Below are 24,185 nucleotides of genomic sequence, written 5' to 3'. Positions count from 1 at the left end.
CAGCGCGCCCCTTCAGGGGCGCGGGGAACTGCGCGACCAGCCACACACAACCCGCACCCGCATCCAAGACCAGCCCCAACGGCGCTTCACCGCACCTCGATAAAAGCTCCCGCATCCCGCTCAGCCCGAGCCGTAGGCGACCCGGCCGCATGCCCCACAGCCACCGCCCCCATCGGATCCCACCCTGACGGCAACCCCAACACATCCCGCACAACATCCCGGCAGAACATCGTCGAGGAAACCCACGCCGACCCCAACCGCTCCCCGGCCAGCGCCACGAGAAAGTTCTGCACCCCCGCCCCCGCAGCCACCACGAACATCTCCCGCTCCGCCCCGTCCCGCCGAACGTCCCCATACGCGTGCGCCCCGTCCATGACGAGACACGGCACCACGAGATACGGCGCCCCCCGCAACACATCCCCCCGCCGCACCCGCTTCGCGATGGACTCCTCGGACTTCCCGTCCCGCCGCAGATCCGCGACCCACGCGTCCCGCATCGCATCCAGCAGGGAAGTCCGCGACTCGGCGGACTCCAGCAGCACGAACCGCCACGGCGTCGTGTGATGCGGCGCCGGCGCGGTCACAGCGGCGGCGACAGCCCGTCGTACGGCACCGGGGTCGACGGGCTCATCGGTGAAGGCCCGTACCGTACGACGCTGGGTCACCGCCTCCCGTACCGCCTCCGACGTCCCCAGCCGGAACATGTCGTCACGCCCGCCCCGCACCATGGCCCGCGCGCCCACCTCGTCATCCTCAGAGGTCACGACATGCGGCAACCCCCGCACAACGGCGACCGGCAACCCGGCAGCCTTGCCCTTGACGAGATCACCGGCGGCGGCCAGTTCGTCCGCCGTGGCCACGACCGTCGCGCTCAGCGGATTGCCGTAGGCATCCGTACCCCCGCGCAGATCGTCCAGCACGCGCACCCCGGCGGCGCCGATCGCGACGTCCGTGAGCCCCGTGCGCCAGGGTCGCCCGAAGGTGTCGGTGACGACGACGCCGACGGTGACGCCGAGCGCGTCCCGCAGCCCGTCGCGGATCGCGCGCGCGGACGCGTCCGGGTCCTCGGGCAGCAACAGCACAGTGCCGGCAGGGGTGTTGGAGGCGTCGACCCCGGCCGCGGCCATGATCAGCCCCTGCCGGTTCTCCACGATCCGCAGGGTCCCGCGCCGCGCCACGACCCGTACGGTCTCGGCGTCGATCGCGGCCTCCCGGTCGGCCGCCTCGACGATCCGACCCTCCGCCTTGGACACGATCTTCGAGGTGACGAGGAGCACGTCCCCGTCGACGAGCCCGGGTTCGGCCGCCGCGATCAGCTTGGCCAGATCGTCCCCGGCCGCCACCTCGGGCAGCCCGGGCACGGCCCAGACCCGGTACCCCTCCACCGGTGCCACCTCGCTCATGCCGCCCGCACCTCCTCCGCCAGCGCCAGCGCCTCCCGCGCCATCCGCGCGGTCGCCTCGGTGTCGGTCATCATCAGCGGTACGGCCCGACAGCGGATACCGGCCGCCTCGACGTCCGGTACGGCGGCCGCGTCCACGGTGTCGACGAGCCAGCCGTCGAGGAGCCCCGAGCCGTAGTGCTCGGCGACCGCCGTGGCCGTGGACTCGACGCCCACCGCCGCGAGGACCTTGTCGGCCATCCCGCGCACGGGCGCGTCCCCGACGATGGGGGAGAGGCCGACCACGGGCACCCCGGCCTCGGCGATCGCCTCCCGGATGCCCGGCACCGCGAGGATGGTGCCGACGGACACGACCGGGTTGGACGGCGGGAAGAGGATGACGTCCGCCTCCGCGATCGCCTCCAGGACGCCGGGCGCGGGCTTGGCCTGCTCGGCCCCGACCGGCACGACCGCCTCGGCGGCGACCGAGGCGCGCAGCCGCACCCAGTACTCCTGGAAGTGGATCACCTTGCGCTCGCCGTCCACCTCGACGGCGACATGCGTCTCGACGCGGTCGTCCGTCATGGGGATCAGCCGCACCCCGGGCTGCCACCGGTCGCAGAGCGCCTCGGTGACCGCGCTCAGCGGGAACCCGGCGCCGATCATCTGCGTCCGCACGATGTGCGTGGCGAAGTCCCGGTCGCCGAGCCCGAACCACTCGGGCCCGACTCCGTACGCCCCGAGCTCCTCCTTGAGGTGGAAGGTCTCGTCGGCCCGACCCCAGCCCTGCTCCTCGTTGATACCGCCGCCGAGCGTGTACATCACCGTGTCGAGGTCCGGGCACACCTTCAGCCCGAAGAGGTGGATGTCGTCCCCCGTGTTGCCGATCACCGTGATGTCCGCGTCCGGCACGGCCTGCTTGAGACCGCGCAGGAACCGGGCACCACCGATACCGCCTGCCAGAACCACAATGCGCATGGGGACAAGTCTTGCAGGCGGGTCCGACAACGCGGCGGGCAGTCGCCGGATCGAGGGCAGGACGGTCCTCTCGTCGCGCGCCCGGCGGTCACCGCGTCGCGTCAGGCGGTCACGGCGTCGACCGCTTCCGACCCGGTGCGCCGCGCGCATGCCGTGTGCATCGGCATCTCGGTCAGGCCGGGGAAGTAGACGTGCAGGCTTATGGCCGGCTCCAGGGTGTCGTTGACGACCTCGTGGACGTACCCCGGCGCGAACACCCGCTGCGCGCCCGCCCCCAACGCGCGCGTGCCCCGCTCGGTGCGCTCGGTCAGCGTGCCGTCCAGGACGGTCAGCACACCGGAGGAGCGGCCGTGGTCGTGCAGGCCGCTGCCCTGTCCGGGAACCCAGGACAGCAGCCACACCTCGTAGCCGGGGCCGGTGCGCAGCCGGTGGTACCAGCGGCTCGTCGCGTCGTACTCGACGAGGTGCTCCCACTGGGCGCGGTCGGCCGCGACGGAGCGCGCCAGGCCGACGAACTCGGCCACGGTGGCGGGGTGTTCGCGCGGCGGCTGGAGGAGGTGCGGGACTTCGAGGATGTCGCCGGCGATCTGGAGGTCGCTGTCGCTGTTCATGGGGGTGCGGTGGTTCCTCGGCGTAAGTAAGTAACGGCGGGGGCTGGGTGTCACCAGATGAAAGAGAGCAAGTACGGCCGGAGCGCGTGGGCTCAACAGCCGGAACAGCAACAACAGCTACAGCGAGCGTGGGCAGCACCGAGGGACCCGGCGGTGCGGGTCGAGGTGAGTGCCGAGTTCGCGAGCATGCCCACAAGGACAGCGGTTCACACCCGCAGTGTCAACTCGACGCCCGGGATGTGGGACAGGTTTCACCTCATCCGGTTCATCTCAGAGGTGAAAGGTTTGTTCAGGTGTCTACCGGGACACATGGCGCACAACCGGGCGCACAAACCCCAGTGGAACGAGATCGAACTCCTGGGCGTCCTCCCCCGTACAGGCTCCGTCTCGGGGTAGGAGGCGCTCGGGGGGGTCTCCTCTGCTTGTCAAGGTTTATGCCGATTTGAACACTTTCCGCTAGCCCTTGGTTCCGCAGAGTGAATAAGGGGCCCAATAGCAGATCTCGGCTTGACTCGCCCGGAGCAGCACACTTGTAATTTCACTCGTGTCGTTCAGCCGACATCGGTAACGGCGGCCACATCACGGGGACGCGAAAGACAGACGAGGGGCGCACATGACCGAGCTGGTGCAGCAACTGCTGGTCGACGACGCGGACGAGGAACTCGGCTGGCAGGAGCGCGCGCTGTGCGCCCAGACCGACCCCGAGTCCTTCTTCCCCGAGAAGGGCGGCTCCACCCGCGAGGCCAAGAAGGTCTGCCTCGCGTGCGAGGTCCGTTCCGAGTGCCTCGAGTACGCCCTCGCCAACGACGAACGCTTCGGCATCTGGGGCGGCCTCTCCGAGCGGGAACGCCGTCGGCTCAAGAAGGCCGCCGTCTGAAGCCGGACGGCGCACCTCGGGACATACCTCGGGACGTAGCGAACGGCCCGTCGCAGCTGGGTTATCCACAGGCGGCGGGCCGTCGTCATGCCCAGCCGATAGTGTGGGCGCTCGTCCGAGACGTACCGCGGTCCCCTCGGGACTCGGGCGTCCACCGCAGTCCATCGAACCGGGGCCCGTACCTCGATGTCCGTGCACAGCCACACGGCAGGCCAACACGACGCTGCCACTCCTGAGTTCCCGCGTCACGTGGTGACCGCGGTGCTCGTCTCCCACGACGGCGCCCGCTGGCTGCCCGACGCGCTCGCCGGGCTGCTCGGCCAGGAGCGCCCCGTGCAGAGCGTCATGGCCGCCGACACCGGCAGCGCGGACGAGTCCGCCCAGCTGGTCACCGACGCCCTCGGCGCCGACCGCGTGCTCCACCTCGCCCGGCGCACCGGCTTCGGCCAGGCCGTCGAGGAGGCCAACCGCACGTCGCCTCTGCTGACCCCGGACGAGCTGCCGTACCTGAAGCGCCCGAGCGGCTGGGACCCCGTCACGCGCACGTGGCGCGACGACGCCTACGACCTGCCCGACCTCCCGTACGGCGAGCCCGTCCAGTGGCTGTGGCTGCTGCACGACGACTCCGCCCCGGAGCCGGACGCCCTGGCGCAACTGCTGCGGGTGGTGGACCAGGAGTACGAGCTGGGCCGCGACGACGTGGCCGTCGTGGGCCCCAAGCTGCGCGGCTGGTACGACCGGCGGCAGCTCCTGGAGGTCGGCGTCACCATCGCCCACTCCGGGCGCCGCTGGACCGGCCTGGACCGCCGCGAGCAGGACCAGGGCCAGCACGACCACGTACGGCCCGTGCTGTCCGTGTCCACCGCCGGCATGCTCGTCCGGCGCGACGTCTTCGACGAACTCGGCGGCTTCGACCGCCGGTTGCCCCTGATGCGGGACGACGTCGACCTGTGCTGGCGCGCCACCGCCGCCGGCCACCGCGTCCTGGTCGCCCCCGAGGCGGTCGTCCGGCACGCCGAGGCGGCCTCCCGCGAGCGCCGTGCCGTCGACTGCGCGGGCCGCACCGTCGCCTCCCCGCACAAGGTCGACAAGGCCGGCGCGGTCTACACCCTGCTCGTCAACAGCCGTACGGCCGTGCTGCCCTGGGTCCTCTTCAGGGTCGTCGTCGGCACGCTGTTGCGGACCGTCGCCAACCTCGTAGGCAAGGTCCCCGGACAGGCCCTCGACGAGATCCGCGGCCTCCTGGGGACGTTGCTGCGCCCCGAGCGGATCCTCGCCGGCAGGCGCAGGCGCGCGGGCGCCCAGATCGACAAGGCCGAACTGCGGCCCCTGTTCCCGCCGCCGGGCGCGACCGTGCGGGCCACCTTCGAACAGGTCGCCGGAAGCTTCGTCGACACCTCCGACCCCGAGATCACCTCCGGAGCCGGCCGGCACGGCGGCGCCGTCGAGTCCGGACCCGGCGGCGACGACGCGGACTTCCTGGAGATCGAGCAGTTCGCGCGCGTGAAGCGCATCGCCCGCAAGCCGGGCCCGGTGCTGTTCCTGGTGCTGCTGCTCGTCTCCCTGGTCGCCTGCCGCGGCCTGCTCGCCAGCGGCGCGCTCACGGGCGGCGCGCTGCTGCCCGCCCCGGGCGACTCCAGCGAGCTGTGGTCCCGCTTCCTGGACTCCTGGCACCCGGTGGGCGTCGGCGGCACCCCGTCCGCGCCGCCGTACCTCGCGCTCGTCGCGATGCTCTCCTCGCTGCTCTTCGGCTCGACCGGCCTCGCGGTCACGGTCCTCCTGGTCGCCTCGGTCCCGCTGGCCGGGTTCACCGCCTACTTCGCGTCCCGCCCGCTCGTCGAATCGCGCCTCCTGCGCGCGTGGGCGGCCGTCGTCTACGCCTTCCTGCCCGCCGCCACCGGCGCCCTCGCGGGCGGCCACATCGGCACCGCCGTACTGGCCGTGCTGCTCCCGCTGATGGCCCGCGCGGGCATCGCGGCCAGCGGCCTCACGCACGCCTCCGGGGCCCGCGGCAGCTGGCGCGCCACCTGGGCGTACGCCCTGCTCCTGACGATCACCACGGCCTTCACGCCGATCATCTGGCCCATCACGCTGCTCCTGGGCGTCGCGCTGCTGGCCGTGCGCCGCGGCGACCTCGTCGGCTACGGCCCGCGCTTCCTGGCCCAGTACGGCACCCCGCTGCTGATCCTGGCGCCCTGGTCGCTGACCCTGCTCCCGTTCGGCTTCTTCCAGCAGGCAGGCCTGGAGTACGGCTCCGGGTCCGCGTCCCCCCTCGACCTGCTCGGCGCCAGCCCCGGCGGCCCCGGCACGGTCAGCGGCCTGATGCTCATCGGCATCGTCCTGGCCGCGCTCGCCGCCCTGCTGCGCAGCGAGCGGCAGTTCGGCATCTGGACGGCCTGGGGCGTCGCCCTGGTGGGCCTCGTCTTCGCCATCCTGTCCAACAGCTCCACCTGGGCGGGCCCCGCGACCCTCGTCTACGGCCTCGCCCTCCTCGCCGCCGCCGCGCTCGGCGCCGACGGGGCACGCGCGCGTGTCGCCGAGCAGAGCTTCGGCTGGCGCCAGCCGGTGGCCGTGCTGATCGCCTTCGCCTCGGCCGCGGGCCCGCTGCTCGTCGCCGCCGGCTGGATGCTCCGGGGCGCCGACGGCCCCCTGGAGCGCCGCGACCCGACCCAGGTGCCCGCGTTCGTCGCCGAGGAGAGCGGCACCCAGGACCAGGCCCGCACCCTCGTCCTGGACAGCGACTCCGCCGCGCACGTCGGCTACATGCTGGTGCGCGGTTCCGGCGCCCGCATGGGAGACGGTGAGTTCGCCGCGGCGGACGGCGAGAACACCAAGCTCGACAAGGTCGTCGCCAACCTCGTCGCCGGCTCCGGCGCCGACCAGGCCGACGAGCTCGGCGGCTTCGCCGTGCGCTACGTCCTCGTCCACAAGGGCGCGCCCCGCGAGGTGAGCCGCGTCCTGGACGCCACGCCCGGCCTCAGCAGGCTCAGCCAGGCCGACGGCAGCGCCCTGTGGCGGGTGGACGAGGAGGTCTCCCGCGCGGCGATCGTCGCCGGTACCGCCACCCCGAAGCCCGTCGCCGCCGGACCCGTCGACATCCACACCAAGATCGCGTCCGGCGCCACCGGCCGCATTCTGCGCCTCGCCGACTCCGCCGCCGCGGGCTGGACGGCCACCCTGGACGGCAAGCCGCTCACCCGCACCACGGTCGACGGCTGGGCCCAGGGCTTCGAACTCCCGTCCTCGGGCGGCACGTTGGACGTCACCTACGACGACCCGATCGGGCACACCGCCTGGCTGTGGGCACAGGGCGCGCTCGCCCTCGTCCTGGTCGTGCTCGCCCTCCCGGGCCGCCGCCGCGACGTCGACGACGACCTCCCCGAGGAGGAGCTGATCCCGGCCCAGGCCGTCGCGGGCGAGGGCCGCAGGGCCCGCCGTCTGCGCGCCCAGGCCGAGGCCGAGACCGCCGACCAGACCGACGAGACCGCGGACACCGGGCAGTTCGACGCGTTCGCCGCGGGTGCCATGCCTCCTCCGGAGGAGGAGGCCGTCGCCGCGATCCCGCAGCAGCAGTCCTACGGCGAGTGGGACGCGGCGAGCTACGCGGGCGCCGAGTACGGCACCTACGGCGGCGAGCAGCAGTACCAGACCAACGAGCAGTACCCGGCGGGCACTTACGAGCAGCCGTACCAGGCGGACCCCTACCAGGGCGGCCAGTACGACCCGTACGCGTACGGCGGCCAGCCCCAGGCACCGGCCTACGACCCGACGTACGACCAGGGCTACGACCAGAACCAGAACCAGGGCTACGACCCGAACTACGACCCCGCCTACGACCCGAACTACGACCCGGCCCAGCAGCGACAACCGCACGGCGACGAGCGCCCCGACGGGAGCCAGCAGTGAACCGCCCCACCCTGTCCTTCCTCGCCGGCGTGGTCGCGCTCGCCGCCGTCACCGGGTTCGCCGAGATGAAGGCACCGGCCGCGTCCGGCACCGGCACCGCCAAGGCGGCCGCCCAGCTGCCCGTGGAGCGCACCAGCCTGCTCTGCCCGGCGCCGAGCACCTCGGACCTCGCCGACACGTCGTACACGTCCTTCACGCCCGTCACCGAGGGCACGGACAGCGACGGCAAGGCCGAACTCCAGTCGGCCACCGAGGAGTCGGGCGACGGCACGAGCAGCAAGAAGAAGCCCGCCAAGCCCGTCCTGGAGCCGAAGGCCCCCGGCACCCCGGCCACCGGCGACAACTCCGGCGCCGACGCGCCCGCGCTGCTCGGCACCGCCGAGGGCAAGTACGCGCCCGGCTGGACCGTCCAGGAGACCACCGAGGTCGCCGCGGGCAACGGACGCGGCCTCCAGGGCGTCAACTGCACCGCCCCGGACACCGAGTTCTGGTTCCCGGGCGCCAGCACCGCCACCGGCCGCACCGACTACGTGCACCTCACCAACCCGGACGACTCCGCCGCCGTCGTCGACATCGAGCTCTACGGCAAGGACGGCGACCTCAAGTCGACGGTGGGGGAGGGCATCACGGTCGAGCCGCACGCCAGCGAGCCGATCCTGCTCTCCACGCTCACCGACGACCAGGAGACCGACCTGACCGTGCACGTGACCGTGCGCAGCGGCCGGGTCGGCGCGTCCGTGCAGGCCCTCGACTCCAAGCTCGGCGGCGACTGGCTGGCCGCGTCAACGGACCCGGCGGGCAGCCTGGTCATGCCGGGCATCCCGAAGGACGCCACCTCCGTGCGGCTGATCGCCTTCACACCGGGCGACTCGGACGCCGACCTGAAGGTGCGGCTGTCGTCACCCACAGGGATGATCACGCCCGCCGGGCACGAGACCGTGCACGTGAAGGCGGGCATGACGACCGCCGTCGACCTGGGCGACGTCACGCGCGGCGACCCGGGCTCCCTGGTCCTGACCCCGACCGACCAGTCCGTGCCGATCGTCGCCGCCCTGAAGGTCGTACGGGGCAAGGGCAGCAAGCAGGAGACGGCGTTCATCCCGGCGACCGGCCAGGTCGGCACGCGCGCGACGTCCGCCGACAACAGCGCCAAGGGCTCCACGCTGTCCCTGGTCGCCCCCACCCGCACCGCGACGGTCAAGGTCACCGCGTCCGCGGGCAGCGGCGGCGGTACGCCCGTCTCGAAGACGTACACGATCAAGGCCGGCACCACCGAGGACGTCGAACTCCCGGTCCCCGCAGGCCTGAAGGGCACGTACGCGCTGACGCTCGAACCGCAGTCGGGCGGACCGGTGTACGCGGCCCGGACGCTGTCGGCGACCGAGGAGGGCGTACCGGGCTTCACGATCCAGACGCTGCCCGACGACCGGGGGACGGTGTCGGTGCCGCAGACGGACGAGGATCTGTCGGTGCTCCAGAAGTAGCGGTCCGCGGCACGCGCGCGGGGAGGGTGTCAGTCCTCCCCGTAGCGCGGATCGACCGTCTCCGGGGTGAGCCCCAGCAGTTCGGCGACCTGCTCCACGACGATCTCGTGGACGAGGGCGGCCCGTTCGTCGCGCCCCTTCGTGCGGATCTCGACCGGGCGCCGGTAGATCACCACGCGCGCGGGCTGTCCCTCGCGGGCGGCGATCGTGCCCCCCAGGGGCACCGACTCGTCGTTCCAGCCCTCGCCCGCACCACCCAGTCGAGGGACTTCCAGGACGAGGAAATCGATGTCGGACAACTGCGGCCAGCGTCGCTCCAGGCGCTCCACGGAGTCCTGCACCAGGTCCGCGAACGCGTCGGCGCGGCTCGCGGCCAGCGGGACCTGGGGCGGCGCGATCGGGCCGCGCATGCCCCGGCCGTGGCGATCGCGGCGGCGGGGCCCGGGGCCGGCGGCGGAGGGCGGTACGGGGGTGTCCATCACTGGTGAAGCGTAGTCCCCGCCGGGTCCGCCCGCCCGACTCCACCCGCCGCCGGGCGCTCGGCACGGCATGTCGCCGGATGACCATTCCGGCCAAGGTTGGGCTCGATTCCGTATGTCTCGAAGACCGTCCCTCTCAAGGCAATTGACGGTGTTTGTGCCGAGTGGTGACCGGGTCCGACCTCGTTCGAGATCCCGGAAAGGGGTGTCCGTGCAGGTCAGCGGCGTGTTGCGGGTGGGGTGTGTGGGGCGTCTCACAGCCCGACACGGTGGGGTGACCTGGGGGAGAGTCGTCGCGGCCCGCTCAAGAGTGCGGTACCGTCCAACGTCGTGAGCCCTGTACGTCGCTGTTCGCGCACCGCTTGCGGCCGCCCCGCCGTCGCGACGCTGACGTACGTCTACGCCGACTCGACCGCGGTCCTCGGCCCGCTCGCCACCTACGCCGAACCCCACTGCTACGACCTGTGCGCCGAGCACTCCGAGCGCCTCACCGCGCCCCGCGGCTGGGAAGTCGTCCGCCTCCTCGACAGCTCCGCCCCGGCCCGCCCGAGCGGCGACGACCTCGAAGCGCTCGCCAACGCCGTGCGCGAGGCGGCCCGCCCCCAGGAGCGCGCGGCAGGCGCCGGCGGCGGAGGCGGGGCCCGCACGGCGGACCCGATGGAGGTCGCACGCCGGGGTCACCTTCGGGTGCTGCGCTCGCCGGACAACTGACGGCGTCTGTCGCGGAGTTCGTGGCCGGAGTTCGTTCAACGATCCTGTTGTTCGGGCGGCCGGTCGTTCAACGATTCTGTTGATCAGTCGGCCGGTCGTTCAACGATCCGGTTGTTCAGTGAGCCCGTCGTTCAACGATCAACTCGCTCGGTGATCCAGTCGTTCAACGATCCGCCTGGCCTGCGGGCGAGTTGTTCAACGATTCACACAGCCCCTCACCCAACCACCCTGTGCCGCCGGGGTAGATGCCGCCCTGAGCTGAGGTAACGGTGTGTGGACGGCTCGGTTGCCGCACGTCGCACGGCGGCCCTGGCGGGTAGTTTGAGGCGACCGATGGAACTTTCTGGAGGGTTGGCCGTGTCTGCTGATCTGTCACAGCTCGTGAAGGCGTACGACGTACGGGGCGTCGTCCCGGACCAGTGGGACGAGTCGTTGGCCGAGCTGTTCGGAGCGGCCTTCGTCCAAGTGACCGGCGCGAGCGCGATCGTGACCGGGCACGACATGCGGCCCTCGTCCCCGGGCCTCTCTGCCGCCTTCGCGCGCGGGGCGGCGGCGCGCGGTGTCGACGTGACCGAGATCGGCCTGTGCTCCACGGACCAGCTGTACTACGCGTCGGGCGCGTTCGACCTCCCCGGCGCCATGTTCACGGCCTCGCACAACCCGGCGAAGTACAACGGCATCAAGATGTGCCGGGCGGGCGCGGCCCCCGTGGGCCAGGACACCGGCCTCGCGGAGATCCGCCAACTCGTCGAGTCCTGGCTGGACTCGGGCGCGCCGGAGGTCTCCGGACCGACGGGAACGATCACGCGGCGGGACACGTTGGAGGACTACGCGGCGCACCTCCGCGGCCTCGTCGACCTGACCTCCATCCGCCCCCTGAAGGTCGTCGTCGACGCGGGCAACGGCATGGGCGGCCACACGGTCCCGACGGTGTTCGCCGGCCTGCCGCTCACCCTGGTCCCGATGTACTTCGAGCTGGACGGCACGTTCCCGAACCACGAGGCCAACCCGCTCGACCCGGCCAACATCGTCGACCTCCAGGCACGCGTCCGCGAGGAAGGCGCCGACCTCGGCATCGCCTTCGACGGAGACGCCGACCGCTGCTTCGTGGTCGACGAGAACGGCGACCCGGTCTCCCCGTCCGCGATCACCGCCCTGGTGGCCTCCCGCGAGCTGGCGAGGAACGGCGGCAAGGGCGTGATCATCCACAACCTGATCACCTCCTGGTCGGTCCCCGAGGTCGTCAAGGAGAACGGCGGCACACCGGTACGCACACGCGTGGGCCACTCCTTCATCAAGGCCGAGATGGCGAAGGCCGGCGCGATCTTCGGCGGTGAGCACTCCGCGCACTACTACTTCAAGGACTTCTGGAACGCCGACACGGGCATGCTGGCCGCCCTCCACGTCCTCGCGGCCCTGGGTGGCCAGGACGGCCCCCTCTCCGCCCTCGTGGCCCAGTACGACCGCTACGTGGGCTCCGGCGAGATCAACTCCACGGTCGACGACCAACAGGCCCGCCTCGCGGCGATCCGCGCCGCCTACGAGAACCAGTCCGACCTCACCCTCGACGAACTCGACGGCCTCACCGTCTCCTCCGCCGACTGGTGGTTCAACGTCCGCCCCTCCAACACGGAACCGCTCCTGCGGCTCAACGCGGAGGCACGGGACGAGGCGACGATGGGGAAGGTGCGGGATGAGGTGCTGGGGATCATCAGGGGGTGACGGGGGTTGGGCTGACGGTTTCTTCGATGCCGGTCGGTAGATCCAGCGCGCCCGGCGTCTGAGGCCCGGTTCACTTTCCCGCCCACCAGGGGCGCACATCTCTGGCGCCGGTCGGCACTCTCAGCTGGCTCGGCGTCCGAGGCAGAGCGCATCGTCCCGCTCCCACTCAGGGGGGTGCGCTTCTGCGGCGCCGGTCGGCATTTTCGGCTCGCCTTGCGCGGGAGGCGGAGTTCACCGTCCCCAACCCCCACCCACCCCGGAGGGGGCCGCACCTCTCCAACGTAGGCCGTCACTCTCAGCCCGTCCGGCGTTTGAGGACGAGGCCGTTCAGGCCGAAGGGGGGTCTGGGGGCGCAGCCCCCAGGGACGTCGGCCCCAACCCCGGCAAGCCTCTTCAACCGGCGGTACCCTGACCAGGCACATCCGCCCAAGCGTCGCAGACAAGTCGCAGACACCCCCTCGGAGGGACACCTCATGCCGCTCGAAGCCGGCCTCCTGGAGATCCTGGCCTGCCCGGCCTGCCATGCCCCCCTCAAGGAGCAGGACACCGAGCTGATCTGCACCGGCGAGGACTGCGGCCTGGCCTACCCCGTCCGGGACGGCATCCCCGTACTGCTCGTCGACGAGGCCCGCCACCCCGCGTAACCGACGACGACGCGATCGGAGGCCGCCGCCCATGCTCGACGAATCGCTGCTCGACACCCCTGAGGCACTGGCCGAGGCCGACCGCCGAGCCCTGCTCCGCGGTGCCGCCGAAGCCGGAGCCCGGGTGCGCACAGCCGCCCGGCACGCCGCCGAGGCCGGCGTCCACGACCTGAAACCGGACGGCCGCCCCCGCGCCATCCTGATCGCGGGCCCGGGCGCCGCCGCCACCTGCGTCGCCGACCTGCTCGGCACCCTCGCCGGCGCCAGCAGCCCCGTCACCCGCCTCGCGCCCACCGGCGTAGCCCCCGCGGCCGGCGCCCTGCGCTGGGAACTCCCGGGCTGGGCGGGCTCCGTGGACCTCCTGCTGATTACCACCCCGGACGGCACCGAACCCGGACTGTCCCTCCTCGCCGAGCAGGCCTACCGCCGCGGCTGCACCGTCGTCGCCGTAGCACCGGCCCGCAGCCCCCTCACCGAGGCGGTGGACGGCGCGCACGGCCTCTTCGTACCGATGGCGACCGCGCCGTACGAGCACGACGAGCCGCTGGCCGCCTCCGCCCCCGGAGTGCTCTGGGCGCTGCTCACCCCGCTGCTCGCGATCCTGGACCGCACAGGCCTGCTCAGCGCGCCTCCGGAGGCCCTGGAGAAGGTCGCCGACCGGCTCGACCAGGTCGCCGAGCGCTGCGGGCCCGCCGTCGCGACGTACAGCAATCCCGCGAAGACCCTGGCTTCCGAACTCGCCGACTCGCTCCCGGTGATCTGGACGGAGGGCACGTCGGCAGGTCCGGCGGGCCGCCGGTTCGCCGCCGCGCTCGCGGAGTTGGCCGGCCGCCCCGCGCTCGTCTCCGAACTCCCCGAGGCGCTCGCCGAGCACAACGCCCTGCTGGCCGGCCCGCTCGCCGCGAGCGCCGACCCCGACGACTTCTTCAGGGACCGCGTCGACGAGGCACCCGCGCTGCACGCACGCGTGGTGCTGCTCCGGGACCGTCCCATCGGCGGCCTCACCGCCGCGCCCACCGCCCGTGACCTGGCCCTCAGCCACGACACGCCGATCAGCGAGCTGGAGCCGGAGGAGGGCGGCGAGCTGGAGACCCTCGCCGAGCTGATCGCCATGACGGATTTCGCCGCCGTTTACCTGGCGCTCGCCTCGGGCGCCTGATCTTGTCGTCGAAGCCCTGAGCCGCCGTACACCGCCGTACGGAGCGCAAAGCCACGTCGTACCCAGGTCGTCCTCGGGTCGTACGCAGAGAGAACCGGTAGAGAGCCACATGGACCGCCTCGACAACACCATCCGCCCCTACGCCTGGGGTTCGACGACCGCCATCCCGAAGTTGCTCGGTGTCGAGCCCAGCGGCGAGCCGCAGGCGGAGATGTGGATGGGCGCGCACCCGGGCGCACCCTCGCGCACCGCGCGCGGGACGCTGGTCGAGGTCATCGAGGCGTCTCCGGAGCGGGAGTTGGGGGAGAAGGCGGTCGCGAAGTTCGGCCCGCGGCTGCCCTTCCTGCTGAAGATCCTCGCCGCCGGCGCCCCGCTCTCCCTCCAGGTGCACCCCAACTTGGCTCAGGCGAAGGAGGGTTACGCCGACGAGGAGCGCCGGGGCATCCCCGTGGACGCCCCGCACCGCAACTACAAGGACGCCAACCACAAGCCCGAACTGATCTGCGCGCTCACGGAGTTCGACGGCCTGTGCGGTTTCCGCGACCCGCTGCACGCCGCCGACCTGCTGGCCGGCCTCGGCGTCGACTCCCTGGAGCCGTACGTCGACCTCCTGCACGCGCACCCCGAGGAAGCCGCCCTGCGCGAGGTCCTCACGGCGGTCCTCACCGCCGACCCCGAGGAGATGCGCCACACGGTCACCGCGGCGGCGACCGCCTGCACACGCCTGGGCGGCGAGTACGAGCCCTACGCCGACATCGCCCACCACTACCCGGGCGACCCCGGCGTCATCGCGGCCATGCTCCTGAACTACGTCCGACTCCAGCCCGGCGAGGCCCTGTTCCTCGGCGCCGGCATCCCGCACGCCTACCTCAACGGCCTCGGCGTCGAGATCATGGCCAACTCCGACAACGTCCTGCGCTGCGGCCTGACCCCCAAGCACGTCGACGTCCCCGAACTCCTGCGCGTCGTCCGCTTCGAGGCGAGCGACCCCGGAGTGCTGCGCCCCGAGGCGTCCCCGGACGGCGAGGAGGTCTACGAGACCCCCATCGACGAGTTCCGGCTGTCCCGGTACGTCCTCCCGGAGGGCACCGGCGCCCACGACCTCACCCTCGACACCCCGCAGATCCTGCTCTGCACGGCCGGCGCGGTGAAGGCGGGCGCGTTCGAACTGGCGCCCGGTCAGTCGGTGTTCGTCCCGGCGGGAGACACGGCCGAGGTGTCCGGCGTGGGCACGGTCTTCCGGGCCACTGTGATCGTATGACCGGGCCTGTGGATACCTGACGCGCCGTCGTCGGGCAGGGCTGCAAGAATGGCCCACCGGCAAAGGACGGGCAAAGACGGTCGGACGGCCCATCAGCGGGCAGACGTCCGGCGTAGACGTACGAAGGCGAAGGGACACCGCGAACACATGAGCGCGTCAGGCGGCACCAAGGCGATCGTGGCGGCACTCGGCGCCAACCTCGCGATCGCGGCATCGAAGTTCGTCGCGTTCGCCTTCAGCGGCTCGTCCTCGATGCTCGCCGAGGGCGTCCACTCCCTCGCGGACTCCGGCAACCAGGCCCTGCTCCTGATCGGCGGCAAGAAGGCCCAGCGCGAGGCCACCCCGCAGCACCCCTTCGGCTACGGCCGCGAGCGGTACATCTACGCCTTCCTCGTCTCCATCGTCCTCTTCTCCGTCGGCGGCATGTTCGCCGTCTACGAGGGCTACGAAAAGATCAGGCACCCGCACGAACTGGAGCACTGGTACTGGCCGGTGGGCGTCCTCGTGTTCGCGATCATCGCCGAGGGCTTCTCGTTCCGCACGGCCATCAAGGAGTCGAACGAACTGCGCGGCACGCACTCCTGGTCGCAGTTCATCCGCCGCGCCAAGGCCCCCGAGCTGCCGGTCGTCCTCCTGGAGGACTTCGGCGCGCTCATCGGCCTGGTCCTCGCCCTCGGCGGCGTCGGCATGGCCCTGCTCACCGGCGACGGCGTCTGGGACGGCATCGGCACCCTCTGCATCGGCATCCTGCTCATCCTGATCGCCCTGGTCCTGGCCGCCGAGACCAAGTCCCTGCTGCTCGGTGAGTCCGCCGGCATCGAGGACGTCAAGAAGATCGAGGCCGCGATCGTCGACGGCCACACGGTCACCGGCATCATCCACATGCGCACGCTCCACCTCGGCCCCGAGGAACTGCTCGTCGCCGCCAAGATCGCCGTCCAGCACGACGACACGGCCACCGAGGTCGCCACCGCGATCAACGCCGCCGAGTCCCGCATCCGCGAAGCCGTCCCGATCGCCCGCGTGATCTACCTCGAACCCGACATCTACAGCGAGTCCGAAGCAACGAAGGGCGCGGACCGCGAGGCGACTCCGGGAGGCCCGGCCCAGCACCCCGCCGAACACTGACCCCCTCCGCCGCTACGACAGCGGGGCCCGCCGAGACGTCCGACAGGCCCCGCGGCTCCAACTAGCCCTGCTGGACGGGCCACGGCGCCACCGGCACCGCCCGCTGCCGACGCCGTACGACGAACGCGGCGATCCCCAGGCCGATCCCGACCAGGGCGAGCACGACCCCGCCGATGACGGCACCCCCGATGCCGGAGGCGACCGTACGGTCGTCGGTCACCCGGCCCCGGACTGCGGAGTCGGCCACCGTGCCGTCGTGGTCGCTCGCGAAGAGACGTGAGTCCCTCGAGTTCGCCCGGTTGTCACCGAGCAGGAACAGCCGGCCCTTCGGGACCGTCACGTCGTACGTCTTGTGCAGGCCGTCGACGTCACCCTGCTTGACGTAGGGCTCCGCCAGCGGTTTGCCGTTCACGGTGATCCGCGCGGCCGTGCCCGAACCCGTGCAGCACACCACGCGGTCGCCGCCCACCCCGACGACCCGCTGCATCACGCTCGCGCTGAACCCGTAGCGGTCCGGCGCCGAGAACAGCACGACGTCACCGCGGTGCACCTCGCCGCCGTCGACCTTCTCGTAGATGATCCGGTCGCCCGGCTCGTACGTCGGCGCCATGCTCTCGCTGCTGATGGTGGAAGCCCCGTACGAATTCCGCCCGTACGCGAGCGCGCCGACCGCCAGCACCACCCCCAGCAGCCCCACCACGACAGCCGCGACCCCAAGTCCCCGCCCCTTGCCCGACATCGTTTCCCTCCCCGTGCGGCACTTCCGCGGGCGCGAGAGTAACGGGTCTCTGTGAACAGTCTGTGCGGGCCCGCGACCTGTGACGGCCGCGGGCCCGCACCGGTCGGCTAACCGACCTCGCTCAGCACACTGAGCACCGCCGCCTCGTCCTCGGCCGCCGACAGCCGCTCCCGGAACCCGGCGTCCATCAACTTCCGTGACAGCAGCGCCAGAATCCGCAGATGCTCATCACCGGCGGCCGCCTCCGGCACGGCGATCATGAACACCAGCCGGGCCTTCGTACCGTCCAGGGAGCCCCACTCGACCCCCTCCGCCGACCGCGCGAACCCGACCACCGGCGCACTCACCGCATCCGTCTTGGCATGCGGAATCGCGATCTCCTCCCCGAGCCCGGTCGTCCCCCGCGCCTCCCGCCGCAACGCGGTCGCCACCAACTCCTCGGCGTCGACGACCTTCCCGGTCCGCGCCAGCAGCCCGGCCATCTCCCGGATCGCGGCCTCCTTGTCGAACGCGTCGAGCCGCACCTTCACGGTCCGCTCGGTGAGGTAGCCGGAGAGGACTTCGGGGGGAACTTCAGGGAGAGCCTCGGGGAGAATTCCGGGGCGGATCTCCGGGTCGGGGGTCGTGGCGGGGGAGCGGGAATCGGAATCGGAATCAGGGGCGCTTTCGGCGGCGGCCGAGCCAGAGTTGACCGAGCCGACATCGGCCGAGTCGGCGCCGGCCAGGTAGGCCTTGCTCAAGTCGGCGTTGGCCAAGCCTGAGTCGGCCAAACCGAAGTCGACCAGACCCGAGTCGGCCGAGTCATCGCCGACCATGGCCCCAACGGCAGCCGCAGGCCCCGCACTTGACCCGGCTGACCAGACCACACCGCCCGCAGCCGCGCCCCCATGCGAAGCCCTCTCCGCTACGAGGCCCCCGGTGCCCGGCGCTCCGAACCCCGCCCCGACCAACGCAGGCTCGGGTTCGCCCGTGCCGACCCGGTGCCCGGCAAGCGCCCCGCGCCGCTTCCGCTCGCTCACGTCGACCAGGGCGACCGTCGTCACCGCGGTGACCGCCGTACCGATCGCCACCGCGACGAAGAACATCGGTACGCCGCTCACCGCGCCCAGTACCGCCACGATCGGGCCGCCGTGCGGCACCGCGTCCTTCACCCCGGCGAGCCCGGCGACCGCACCGGCCACCGCGCCGCCCAGCATGTTGGCCGGGATGACCTGCGCCGGCCGCGCCGCCGCGAACGGGATCGCGCCCTCGGAGATGCCGAAGCAGCCCATGAACAGCGAGGCCAGACCGGTCTCCCGTTCCTGCTCGGTGTAGAGGCGCTGCCGTATCAGCGTGGCCAGGCCCTGGCCGAGCGGCATCACCGGGATCGCGGCGGCGCACATGCCCATGACGGCCTGGTTGCCGGTCGCGATGAGCCCCGCGCCGAACAGGAACGCCGTCTTGTTGACCGGTCCGCCCATGTCGAACGCGATCATCAGCCCCAGGATCGTGCCGAGCAGGATCGCGCTGGTGCCGGTCATCCCGCCGAGCCAGCTGGTGAGGTGCTCGAACATCCAGGAGATCGGCTTCCCGATGACGTAGATGAAGAACAGCCCGAGCGCCGTCGTCGCCACGATCGGGATCACGATGATCGGCATGATCGGCTGCACGAACTTCGGGACCTGGACCTTCTTGATCCACAGCACCAGATACCCGGCGAGGAACCCGGTCACGATCGCCCCGATGAACCCGGCGCCGGCCTTCGAGTCGTACAGCGAACCGGTGTTGGCGATCCAGCCGCCGATCATGCCCGGCACGAGCGCGGGCCGGTCGCCGATCGCGTAGGCGATGTATCCGGACAGGATCGGCACCATCAGCGTGAAACCGATCACGCCGATGTTGTTCACGTCCATCCAGAAGGAGTCCTTCGGGATGACCAGACCGCCCGAGGGGTCCGGATGGCCGCCGAGCGACAGCGAGATCGCGATCAGCAGCCCGCCGACCACGACGAACGGGATCATGTAACTGACCCCGTTCATCAGCGCCTTGTACGCGACGCTCCGCTCCCTGCCGCCCGGCGCCGCCGTCGCCGCGGCCGTACCGTCCCCCGTGTGCACGGGCGCCGACCGCACCTGCTCGATCAGCCGCTCGGGATGCCGGATGCCCTCGGCGACCCCGACCACGAGGACCCGCTTGCCGACGAAACGGCTCAGGTCCACGTCCTTGTCCGCGGCGACGATCACACCGTCGGCCGTGCTGACATCGTTGTCATCTAGGACGTTTTCAGCCCCGATGGAACCCTGCGTCTCCACCTTCATGCCGATGCCGCGGCTCTCGGCGGCCTGGGCGAGTTTCTCCGCCGCCATGTACGTGTGGGCGATGCCGGTCGGGCACGCGGTCACCGCGAGCAGCCTCAACCGCTGCCGCTCGCCATCGCCGCCGCCCGTGGGGGGAGGGCCGGCCGTAGTCGTCACGTCGTTCTCCTAACACCTTCGTCGTGCGGAACGCCGTCCCGGACGTCCCGCAGGATCGATCAGAGGTTCCTGATCTCCGTGCATCCTGCAACATCCGACGGCCGGCTCAAAGACACGGAAGTCCCTGGTCGCCGTCGTCCGCTCCTCTCCGCCCACCGCCCGCGGGCACCCTGTCGCAGCTCCCCCGTAAACCCGGTCCGACACCGGACACCCGCCGGAGTTCGGCCGGATCCGTCCCGAGGTGGGCTGGGGGCGGCCGGGTCCACCGGTGTAGCTTGGGTGGGAGCCAGACGTCGCTGCTGATGGCGGTCGGGCGGTCCCGACGCGGACCGACCGAGGGAGAGAGGGCCTCCGACGGACTGCGCTGCGCGTACGCGGGCATTCCTGTGCCCTCCTTCGGGCACCCCTGTGTCCGCCGCCGCGCAGACCAGCCGTATCCACCAGGCCCCAACCCCGAGGAGCACCTCTCCATGACGACTGTCGACAACCGACAGGACTTCAAGGTCGCCGATCTCTCCCTGGCCGAGTTCGGCCGCAAGGAGATCACCCTCGCCGAGCACGAGATGCCCGGCCTGATGTCGATCCGCCGCGAGTTCGCCGCCAGCCAGCCGCTGGCCGGCGCCCGCATCATGGGCTCGCTGCACATGACCGTGCAGACCGCCGTCCTGATCGAGACCCTGGTCGCCCTCGGCGCCGAGGTCCGCTGGGTGTCCTGCAACATCTTCTCCACCCAGGACCACGCGGCCGCCGCCATCGCCGTCGGCCCGAACGGCACGCCCGAGAACCCCCAGGGCATCCCCGTCTTCGCCTGGAAGGGCGAGACCCTGGAGGAGTACTGGTGGTGCACGGAGCAGGCGCTGACCTGGCCGAACACCCCCACCGGCGGCCCGAACATGATCCTGGACGACGGCGGCGACGCCACCATGCTCGTCCACAAGGGCGTCGAGTACGAGAAGTCCGGCAAGGTCCCCTCCCTCGACACCGCCGAGTCCGACGAGCACCGCGTCGTCCTCCAGGTCCTGCAGCGCACCATCTCCGAGGGCTCGCAGAAGTGGACCCAGCTCGCCTCGGAGATCCGCGGCGTGACCGAGGAGACCACGACCGGCGTGCACCGTCTCTACGAGATGCACCGTGACGGCACCCTCCTGTTCCCGGCGATCAACGTGAACGACGCCGTCACCAAGTCGAAGTTCGACAACAAGTACGGCTGCCGCCACTCCCTGATCGACGGCATCAACCGCGCCACCGACGTCCTCATCGGCGGTAAGACCGCGGTCGTCCTCGGCTACGGCGACGTGGGCAAGGGCTGCGCTGAGTCCCTGCGCGGACAGGGCGCCCGCGTGATCGTCACCGAGATCGACCCGATCTGCGCGCTGCAGGCGGCGATGGACGGCTACCAGGTCACGACGCTGGACGAGGTCGTCGACAAGGCCGACATCTTCGTCACCACGACCGGCAACAAGGACATCATCATGGCTGCGGACATGGCCAAGATGAAGCACCAGGCGATCGTCGGCAACATCGGCCACTTCGACAACGAGATCGACATGGCCGGCCTGGCGAAGATCCCGGGCATTGTCAAGGACGAGGTCAAGCCGCAGGTCCACACCTGGAAGTTCCCCGACGGCAAGGTCCTCATCGTGCTGTCCGAGGGCCGCCTGCTGAACCTGGGCAACGCCACCGGCCACCCCTCGTTCGTGATGTCCAACTCCTTCGCGGACCAGACCCTGGCCCAGATCGAGCTGTTCACCAAGCCCGAGGAGTACCCGACCGACGTCTACGTGCTGCCCAAGCACCTCGACGAGAAGGTCGCCCGCCTCCACCTGGACGCGCTCGGCGTGAAGCTGACCACGCTCAGCCCGGAGCAGGCGGCGTACATCGGCGTCGAGGTCGAGGGCCCGTACAAGTCGGACCACTACCGCTACTGATCCGGCGACCCCGCTGGCTGTGACCCCGCCCGCTGTGACCGCGTCCGTGCACTGACGCGGCCTCAGCGGCAGGTACTCACCAGCAGATCCTCCGAGGCAGGCCCCCGCACCCCCGTGCCGGGGGCCTGCCCCTTTGGTTCCTTTGGCCGGACCGGCCCGTCAAGACCCAGGACCCCGATGCCCCGCGGCCGTTATTCGCTCCACGATCCGCACGATCACACCCCCTTCGCTGACGAACACTTCCAGTGCGCCCCCGGCCCGTCCGGCTGGCGTTATGTCTCCCAACTCACCACCCCCTCGGGCGACCACAGCGGTTCCGTCGACCTCACGCTCGACGAACTCGGCCGCCCCATCCGCCTGGAACTCCACGCGGCGAGCTGGCAGGTGCGCGGCGCCGCCCTCGACGGCGTCACCTGGGTCCGCACCGACCCCACCGGCACCGATGCCACCGAAGGCAATGTGCGCGCCCACGCCTTCACCGGCACCTCTCCGGCGTTCCTCATCGCCACCACCCGTCTCCTGCGCCTCACCCCTTCCTCTGCCGCGACCCGCGTCAGCCTGGTCAGCCTTACGGAACCGGTCCTCGCCCCCCGCACCGTGGGCCAGTCCTGGGCCTTGCTGAAAAGAGAAGCACACGGCACTGACAACGGCCCTCTGACCGTGGACGAATACCAGGTCACAGCCCTGGACACGGGCGAGCAGTACGCCGTACACATCGCCGGAGACGTGGTCCTCGCGGCACCCGGCATCGAACTGGAGGAACTGGAGTCGCCGCCGTCCGTCTTCGGTTGAGCGGCGGCGTTGCGGGGTGGCGGCGAGGAGAGTCAGGCGGGCGGCGCGAACCCGGTGGAGGGCTTAGGGGCGGCGGGCGCTGCGCTGGGCTGCGCTGAGGGCTGGGTACCGGGCGCGACGGGATCGGCTCCCGTGCCACCTGGGGCCGGGACAGGGGGAGCGGCAGCGGCCGGCCAAGAAGCAGGTGCAGGCGCGGGAGCCGAGCCGTACGGCTGCTGAGGAGCCGGAGACGGCTGGAGCGCCGAGTTGCCGAAGGCACCCGGTACACCCGCCGCGGGCCTGAACCCGCCGACCGGTACGCCCCCGACCGCGCCGTTCCCGAAGGCCCGCCGCACATCACGCGCCTGCCGCTCCTGCACCACCGCCGCCAGATACGCGGCCGACGGAACACCCTGCGGAGCCGGAGCCCCCGTACGCGCCACGAGGTCCGCGGCGAGCCGCTCGGCCATGGCCCAGCCGACCTGCGGATCCAGCTGCTGCATCCGCGTCAGGTACTGCCGGATGGCCAGCCACAATCCGTCGGGAACGGCGGACAGATCAAGCTCGGCGAAACGTCCCGTCAGCCAAGGCGGCGGCGGAGGCACAAAGGCAGTCTGCCCGGCGGACACCCTTTCCCGTACGACCAGAGTGCCCGCGAACACATCCCCGAGCCGCCGACCGCGCGCCGAGACGAGCGAGGCGATACAGGCGACGACACCGACCGTCATCAGGATTTCGATCACGCCGATCGCACCCCGCACGAGCGCGTGCCGGAACCGGATCGGCCCGCCGTCGTCCCGCACCACGCGCAGCCCGAACGCCAGTTTCCCGAGCGAACGCCCATGACTCAGGGTCTCCACCGCTATGGGCCCGCCCACCAGGATCAGCACAAAGGCCGCGATCGACATCGCGACCTGCGCCGCAACATCCAAAGAGGCAGTGGAGAACATCAGCGCCACGGTGACAGCGGTGTAGGCGGCGATGGCCACGATCAGATCGAGCAACACCGCCAGCGCCCTGCTGGGCAGCCTCGCGGGGCGCAACTCCAGCGCCACCGCCTCGCCCGTCACCAGCTCACTCACGTCTGCCGCCCTTCCCCTGCTCTGCCCCTGGAACAGCCAGTCTGCCAAGCTGAGGGCATATCGCGCCCCAGTACGACAAGCTGATCCCCGACCAGCAGTCGACGAGCAGCCGAGGAGCAGGCAACCAGATGGACCTCGACGTCTTCGTCTCGGCCCACCGCGCCGAGTGGGACCGCCTCGACGCGCTGCTCCGCCGCCAGCGTCGCCTGAACGGCGCCGAGGCCGACGAACTCGTCGCGCTGTACCAGCGCACGGCCACCCATCTCTCCCTGATCCAGTCCAGCGCGCCGGACCCTCAACTCACCGGTCGGCTCAGCCAACTCGTGGCACGCGCGCGTAGTGCGGTGACAGGAACCCGTCGTGCCTCCTGGCGCGATGTCACGCGCTTCCTGGGCCACAGTTTTCCGGCCGCCGTCTACAGAGCACGTCACTGGTGGGTCCCCACGGCGCTGCTGTCGACGGTGGTCGCGATCCTCCTGGGGTGGTGGATAGGCACCCACCCCGAGGTGCAGTCCTCGATCGCGGCCCCGAGCCAACTGCGCGAACTGACCCGCCCCGGTGGCGAGTACGAGACCTACTACTCCAGCCATCCGGCGGCGGCCTTCGCGGCGCAGGTCTGGACGAACAACGCCAAGGCCGCCGCGATGTGCCTGGTCCTGGGCGTCTTCTTGGGCCTGCCGGTCCTCTGGATCCTCTTCGAGAACATGCTCAACCTGGGCGTAGGCATCGGCCTGATGTCGTCGGCGGGCCGGCTCGACACCTTTCTCGGCCTGATCCTCCCGCACGGCCTGCTCGAACTCACGGCTGTCTTCGTCGCCGCTGGCACCGGGATGCGCCTCGGCTGGACCCTCATCGACCCCGGCCCACGCTC

Annotated in this window: 19 protein-coding genes (1 of these 19 cut by a window edge); 12 read left to right on the top strand and 7 right to left on the bottom strand. The window is 71.4% G+C overall.

The window, feature by feature from the left end; all coding sequences use genetic code 11:
• Nucleotides 1-86: 86 nt before the first annotated feature.
• The 3 genes from R2B38_RS15155 to R2B38_RS15145 all read right to left on the bottom strand — a co-directional run bounded on the left by R2B38_RS15155 (nucleotide 87) and on the right by R2B38_RS15145 (nucleotide 2,970).
• On the bottom strand, nucleotides 87-1,403 hold the full coding sequence (locus tag R2B38_RS15155) for a coenzyme F420-0:L-glutamate ligase (protein ID WP_318016702.1): 1,317 nt from the start codon (nucleotides 1,401-1,403) through the stop codon (nucleotides 87-89).
• Nucleotides 1,400-2,359, bottom strand: a complete 960-nt coding sequence (gene cofD, locus R2B38_RS15150) for a 2-phospho-L-lactate transferase (protein ID WP_033286649.1) — start codon at nucleotides 2,357-2,359, stop codon at nucleotides 1,400-1,402. Before cofD ends, R2B38_RS15155 begins: the two co-directional genes overlap by 4 nt.
• 101 nt (nucleotides 2,360-2,460) lie before the next feature.
• The gene (locus tag R2B38_RS15145) at nucleotides 2,461-2,970 is read right to left on the bottom strand and encodes a cysteine dioxygenase family protein (RefSeq protein ID WP_318016701.1); all 510 of its coding nucleotides are present in this window, start codon (nucleotides 2,968-2,970) and stop codon (nucleotides 2,461-2,463) included.
• Between the two features lie 613 nt (nucleotides 2,971-3,583).
• Here R2B38_RS15145 and R2B38_RS15140 point away from each other — a divergent pair.
• The 3 genes from R2B38_RS15140 to R2B38_RS15130 all read left to right on the top strand — a co-directional run bounded on the left by R2B38_RS15140 (nucleotide 3,584) and on the right by R2B38_RS15130 (nucleotide 9,237).
• On the top strand, nucleotides 3,584-3,847 hold the full coding sequence (locus tag R2B38_RS15140; RefSeq protein WP_003975777.1) for a WhiB family transcriptional regulator: 264 nt from the start codon (nucleotides 3,584-3,586) through the stop codon (nucleotides 3,845-3,847).
• Between the two features lie 186 nt (nucleotides 3,848-4,033).
• Nucleotides 4,034-7,753, top strand: coding sequence for a glycosyltransferase (locus R2B38_RS15135; protein WP_318016700.1), 3,720 nt, complete (start codon nucleotides 4,034-4,036; stop codon nucleotides 7,751-7,753).
• Nucleotides 7,750-9,237 (top strand): DUF5719 family protein, encoded by a 1,488-nt coding sequence (locus R2B38_RS15130; protein WP_318016699.1) that lies wholly within the window; start codon nucleotides 7,750-7,752, stop codon nucleotides 9,235-9,237. The genes R2B38_RS15135 and R2B38_RS15130 overlap by 4 nt, the downstream gene beginning before the upstream one ends.
• Before the next feature lie 29 nt (nucleotides 9,238-9,266).
• Here the strand turns inward: R2B38_RS15130 and R2B38_RS15125 are convergent, their stop codons facing one another.
• Nucleotides 9,267-9,716: a metallopeptidase family protein gene (locus R2B38_RS15125; RefSeq protein WP_033286654.1), complete on the bottom strand. Its 450-nt coding sequence runs from the start codon at nucleotides 9,714-9,716 to the stop codon at nucleotides 9,267-9,269.
• A gap of 279 nt (nucleotides 9,717-9,995) precedes the next feature.
• On the opposite strand from R2B38_RS15125, the gene R2B38_RS15120 reads away from it, so the two are divergent.
• From R2B38_RS15120 to R2B38_RS15095, 6 genes are all read left to right on the top strand, one after another.
• Nucleotides 9,996-10,427, top strand: coding sequence for a DUF3499 domain-containing protein (locus tag R2B38_RS15120; protein ID WP_078532602.1), 432 nt, complete (start codon nucleotides 9,996-9,998; stop codon nucleotides 10,425-10,427).
• A 357-nt stretch (nucleotides 10,428-10,784) separates the two neighbouring features.
• Complete coding sequence (locus R2B38_RS15115) at nucleotides 10,785-12,149, top strand: phosphomannomutase/phosphoglucomutase (protein ID WP_318016698.1); 1,365 nt, start codon at nucleotides 10,785-10,787, stop codon at nucleotides 12,147-12,149.
• Between the two features lie 473 nt (nucleotides 12,150-12,622).
• On the top strand, nucleotides 12,623-12,793 hold the full coding sequence (locus R2B38_RS15110) for a Trm112 family protein (protein ID WP_019072213.1): 171 nt from the start codon (nucleotides 12,623-12,625) through the stop codon (nucleotides 12,791-12,793).
• 31 nt (nucleotides 12,794-12,824) lie between these two features.
• A complete protein-coding gene (locus R2B38_RS15105; protein WP_318016697.1) occupies nucleotides 12,825-13,952 on the top strand; it encodes an SIS domain-containing protein in 1,128 nt (375 codons plus the stop codon).
• Between the two features lie 109 nt (nucleotides 13,953-14,061).
• On the top strand, nucleotides 14,062-15,213 hold the full coding sequence (gene manA, locus R2B38_RS15100) for a mannose-6-phosphate isomerase, class I (RefSeq protein ID WP_318016696.1): 1,152 nt from the start codon (nucleotides 14,062-14,064) through the stop codon (nucleotides 15,211-15,213).
• A 147-nt stretch (nucleotides 15,214-15,360) separates the two neighbouring features.
• Nucleotides 15,361-16,341: a cation diffusion facilitator family transporter gene (locus R2B38_RS15095; RefSeq protein WP_318016695.1), complete on the top strand. Its 981-nt coding sequence runs from the start codon at nucleotides 15,361-15,363 to the stop codon at nucleotides 16,339-16,341.
• Between the two features lie 61 nt (nucleotides 16,342-16,402).
• Here the strand turns inward: R2B38_RS15095 and lepB are convergent, their stop codons facing one another.
• Entirely contained in the window at nucleotides 16,403-17,080 is a 678-nt protein-coding gene (gene lepB / locus R2B38_RS15090; RefSeq protein WP_318016694.1) for a signal peptidase I, read from the bottom strand.
• Between the two features lie 107 nt (nucleotides 17,081-17,187).
• Nucleotides 17,188-19,533 (bottom strand): fructose-specific PTS transporter subunit EIIC, encoded by a 2,346-nt coding sequence (locus tag R2B38_RS15085; RefSeq protein WP_318016693.1) that lies wholly within the window; start codon nucleotides 19,531-19,533, stop codon nucleotides 17,188-17,190.
• 470 nt (nucleotides 19,534-20,003) lie between these two features.
• On the opposite strand from R2B38_RS15085, the gene ahcY reads away from it, so the two are divergent.
• Both ahcY and R2B38_RS15075 read left to right on the top strand, forming a co-directional pair.
• A complete protein-coding gene (ahcY, locus tag R2B38_RS15080; RefSeq protein ID WP_318016692.1) occupies nucleotides 20,004-21,461 on the top strand; it encodes an adenosylhomocysteinase in 1,458 nt (485 codons plus the stop codon).
• Between the two features lie 177 nt (nucleotides 21,462-21,638).
• Nucleotides 21,639-22,253 carry a hypothetical protein gene (locus R2B38_RS15075; protein ID WP_318016691.1) on the top strand — a complete coding sequence of 205 codons (615 nt, stop codon included), beginning with the start codon at nucleotides 21,639-21,641 and terminating at the stop codon, nucleotides 22,251-22,253.
• A 32-nt stretch (nucleotides 22,254-22,285) separates the two neighbouring features.
• Here the strand turns inward: R2B38_RS15075 and R2B38_RS15070 are convergent, their stop codons facing one another.
• Nucleotides 22,286-23,314: an RDD family protein gene (locus R2B38_RS15070; protein WP_318016690.1), complete on the bottom strand. Its 1,029-nt coding sequence runs from the start codon at nucleotides 23,312-23,314 to the stop codon at nucleotides 22,286-22,288.
• Between the two features lie 128 nt (nucleotides 23,315-23,442).
• Between R2B38_RS15070 and R2B38_RS15065 the strand changes: the two genes are divergently transcribed.
• Nucleotides 23,443-24,185 carry the 5' portion of a stage II sporulation protein M gene (locus tag R2B38_RS15065; protein ID WP_033286663.1) on the top strand. The gene runs 265 nt beyond the window's last position, so 743 of the gene's 1,008 nt are visible here — the first part of the coding sequence; its start codon is at nucleotides 23,443-23,445; the stop codon falls past the right edge of the window.

It is taken from the genome of Streptomyces sp. N50 (genome assembly GCF_033335955.1).
In the GTDB taxonomy this organism is placed as follows: Bacteria; Actinomycetota; Actinomycetes; order Streptomycetales; family Streptomycetaceae; genus Streptomyces.
Note: the sequence above shows the minus strand (reverse complement) of the source record. Positions and strands in the feature narration are given on the sequence as shown.

Excerpts from the sequence above, each read along its gene's own strand:
- R2B38_RS15155 (WP_318016702.1), bottom strand. The coding sequence starts at position 1,403 with ATGAGCGAGGTGGCACCGGTGGAGGGGTACCGGGTCTGGGCCGTGCCC.
- cofD (WP_033286649.1), bottom strand. The coding sequence starts at position 2,359 with ATGCGCATTGTGGTTCTGGCAGGCGGTATCGGTGGTGCCCGGTTCCTG.
- R2B38_RS15145 (WP_318016701.1), bottom strand. The coding sequence starts at position 2,970 with ATGAACAGCGACAGCGACCTCCAGATCGCCGGCGACATCCTCGAAGTC.
- R2B38_RS15140 (WP_003975777.1), top strand. The coding sequence starts at position 3,584 with ATGACCGAGCTGGTGCAGCAACTGCTGGTCGACGACGCGGACGAGGAA.
- R2B38_RS15135 (WP_318016700.1), top strand. The coding sequence starts at position 4,034 with ATGTCCGTGCACAGCCACACGGCAGGCCAACACGACGCTGCCACTCCT.
- R2B38_RS15125 (WP_033286654.1), bottom strand. The coding sequence starts at position 9,716 with ATGGACACCCCCGTACCGCCCTCCGCCGCCGGCCCCGGGCCCCGCCGC.
- R2B38_RS15110 (WP_019072213.1), top strand. The coding sequence starts at position 12,623 with ATGCCGCTCGAAGCCGGCCTCCTGGAGATCCTGGCCTGCCCGGCCTGC.
- R2B38_RS15105 (WP_318016697.1), top strand. The coding sequence starts at position 12,825 with ATGCTCGACGAATCGCTGCTCGACACCCCTGAGGCACTGGCCGAGGCC.
- manA (WP_318016696.1), top strand. The coding sequence starts at position 14,062 with ATGGACCGCCTCGACAACACCATCCGCCCCTACGCCTGGGGTTCGACG.
- R2B38_RS15095 (WP_318016695.1), top strand. The coding sequence starts at position 15,361 with ATGAGCGCGTCAGGCGGCACCAAGGCGATCGTGGCGGCACTCGGCGCC.
- lepB (WP_318016694.1), bottom strand. The coding sequence starts at position 17,080 with ATGTCGGGCAAGGGGCGGGGACTTGGGGTCGCGGCTGTCGTGGTGGGG.
- ahcY (WP_318016692.1), top strand. The coding sequence starts at position 20,004 with ATGACGACTGTCGACAACCGACAGGACTTCAAGGTCGCCGATCTCTCC.
- R2B38_RS15075 (WP_318016691.1), top strand. The coding sequence starts at position 21,639 with ATGCCCCGCGGCCGTTATTCGCTCCACGATCCGCACGATCACACCCCC.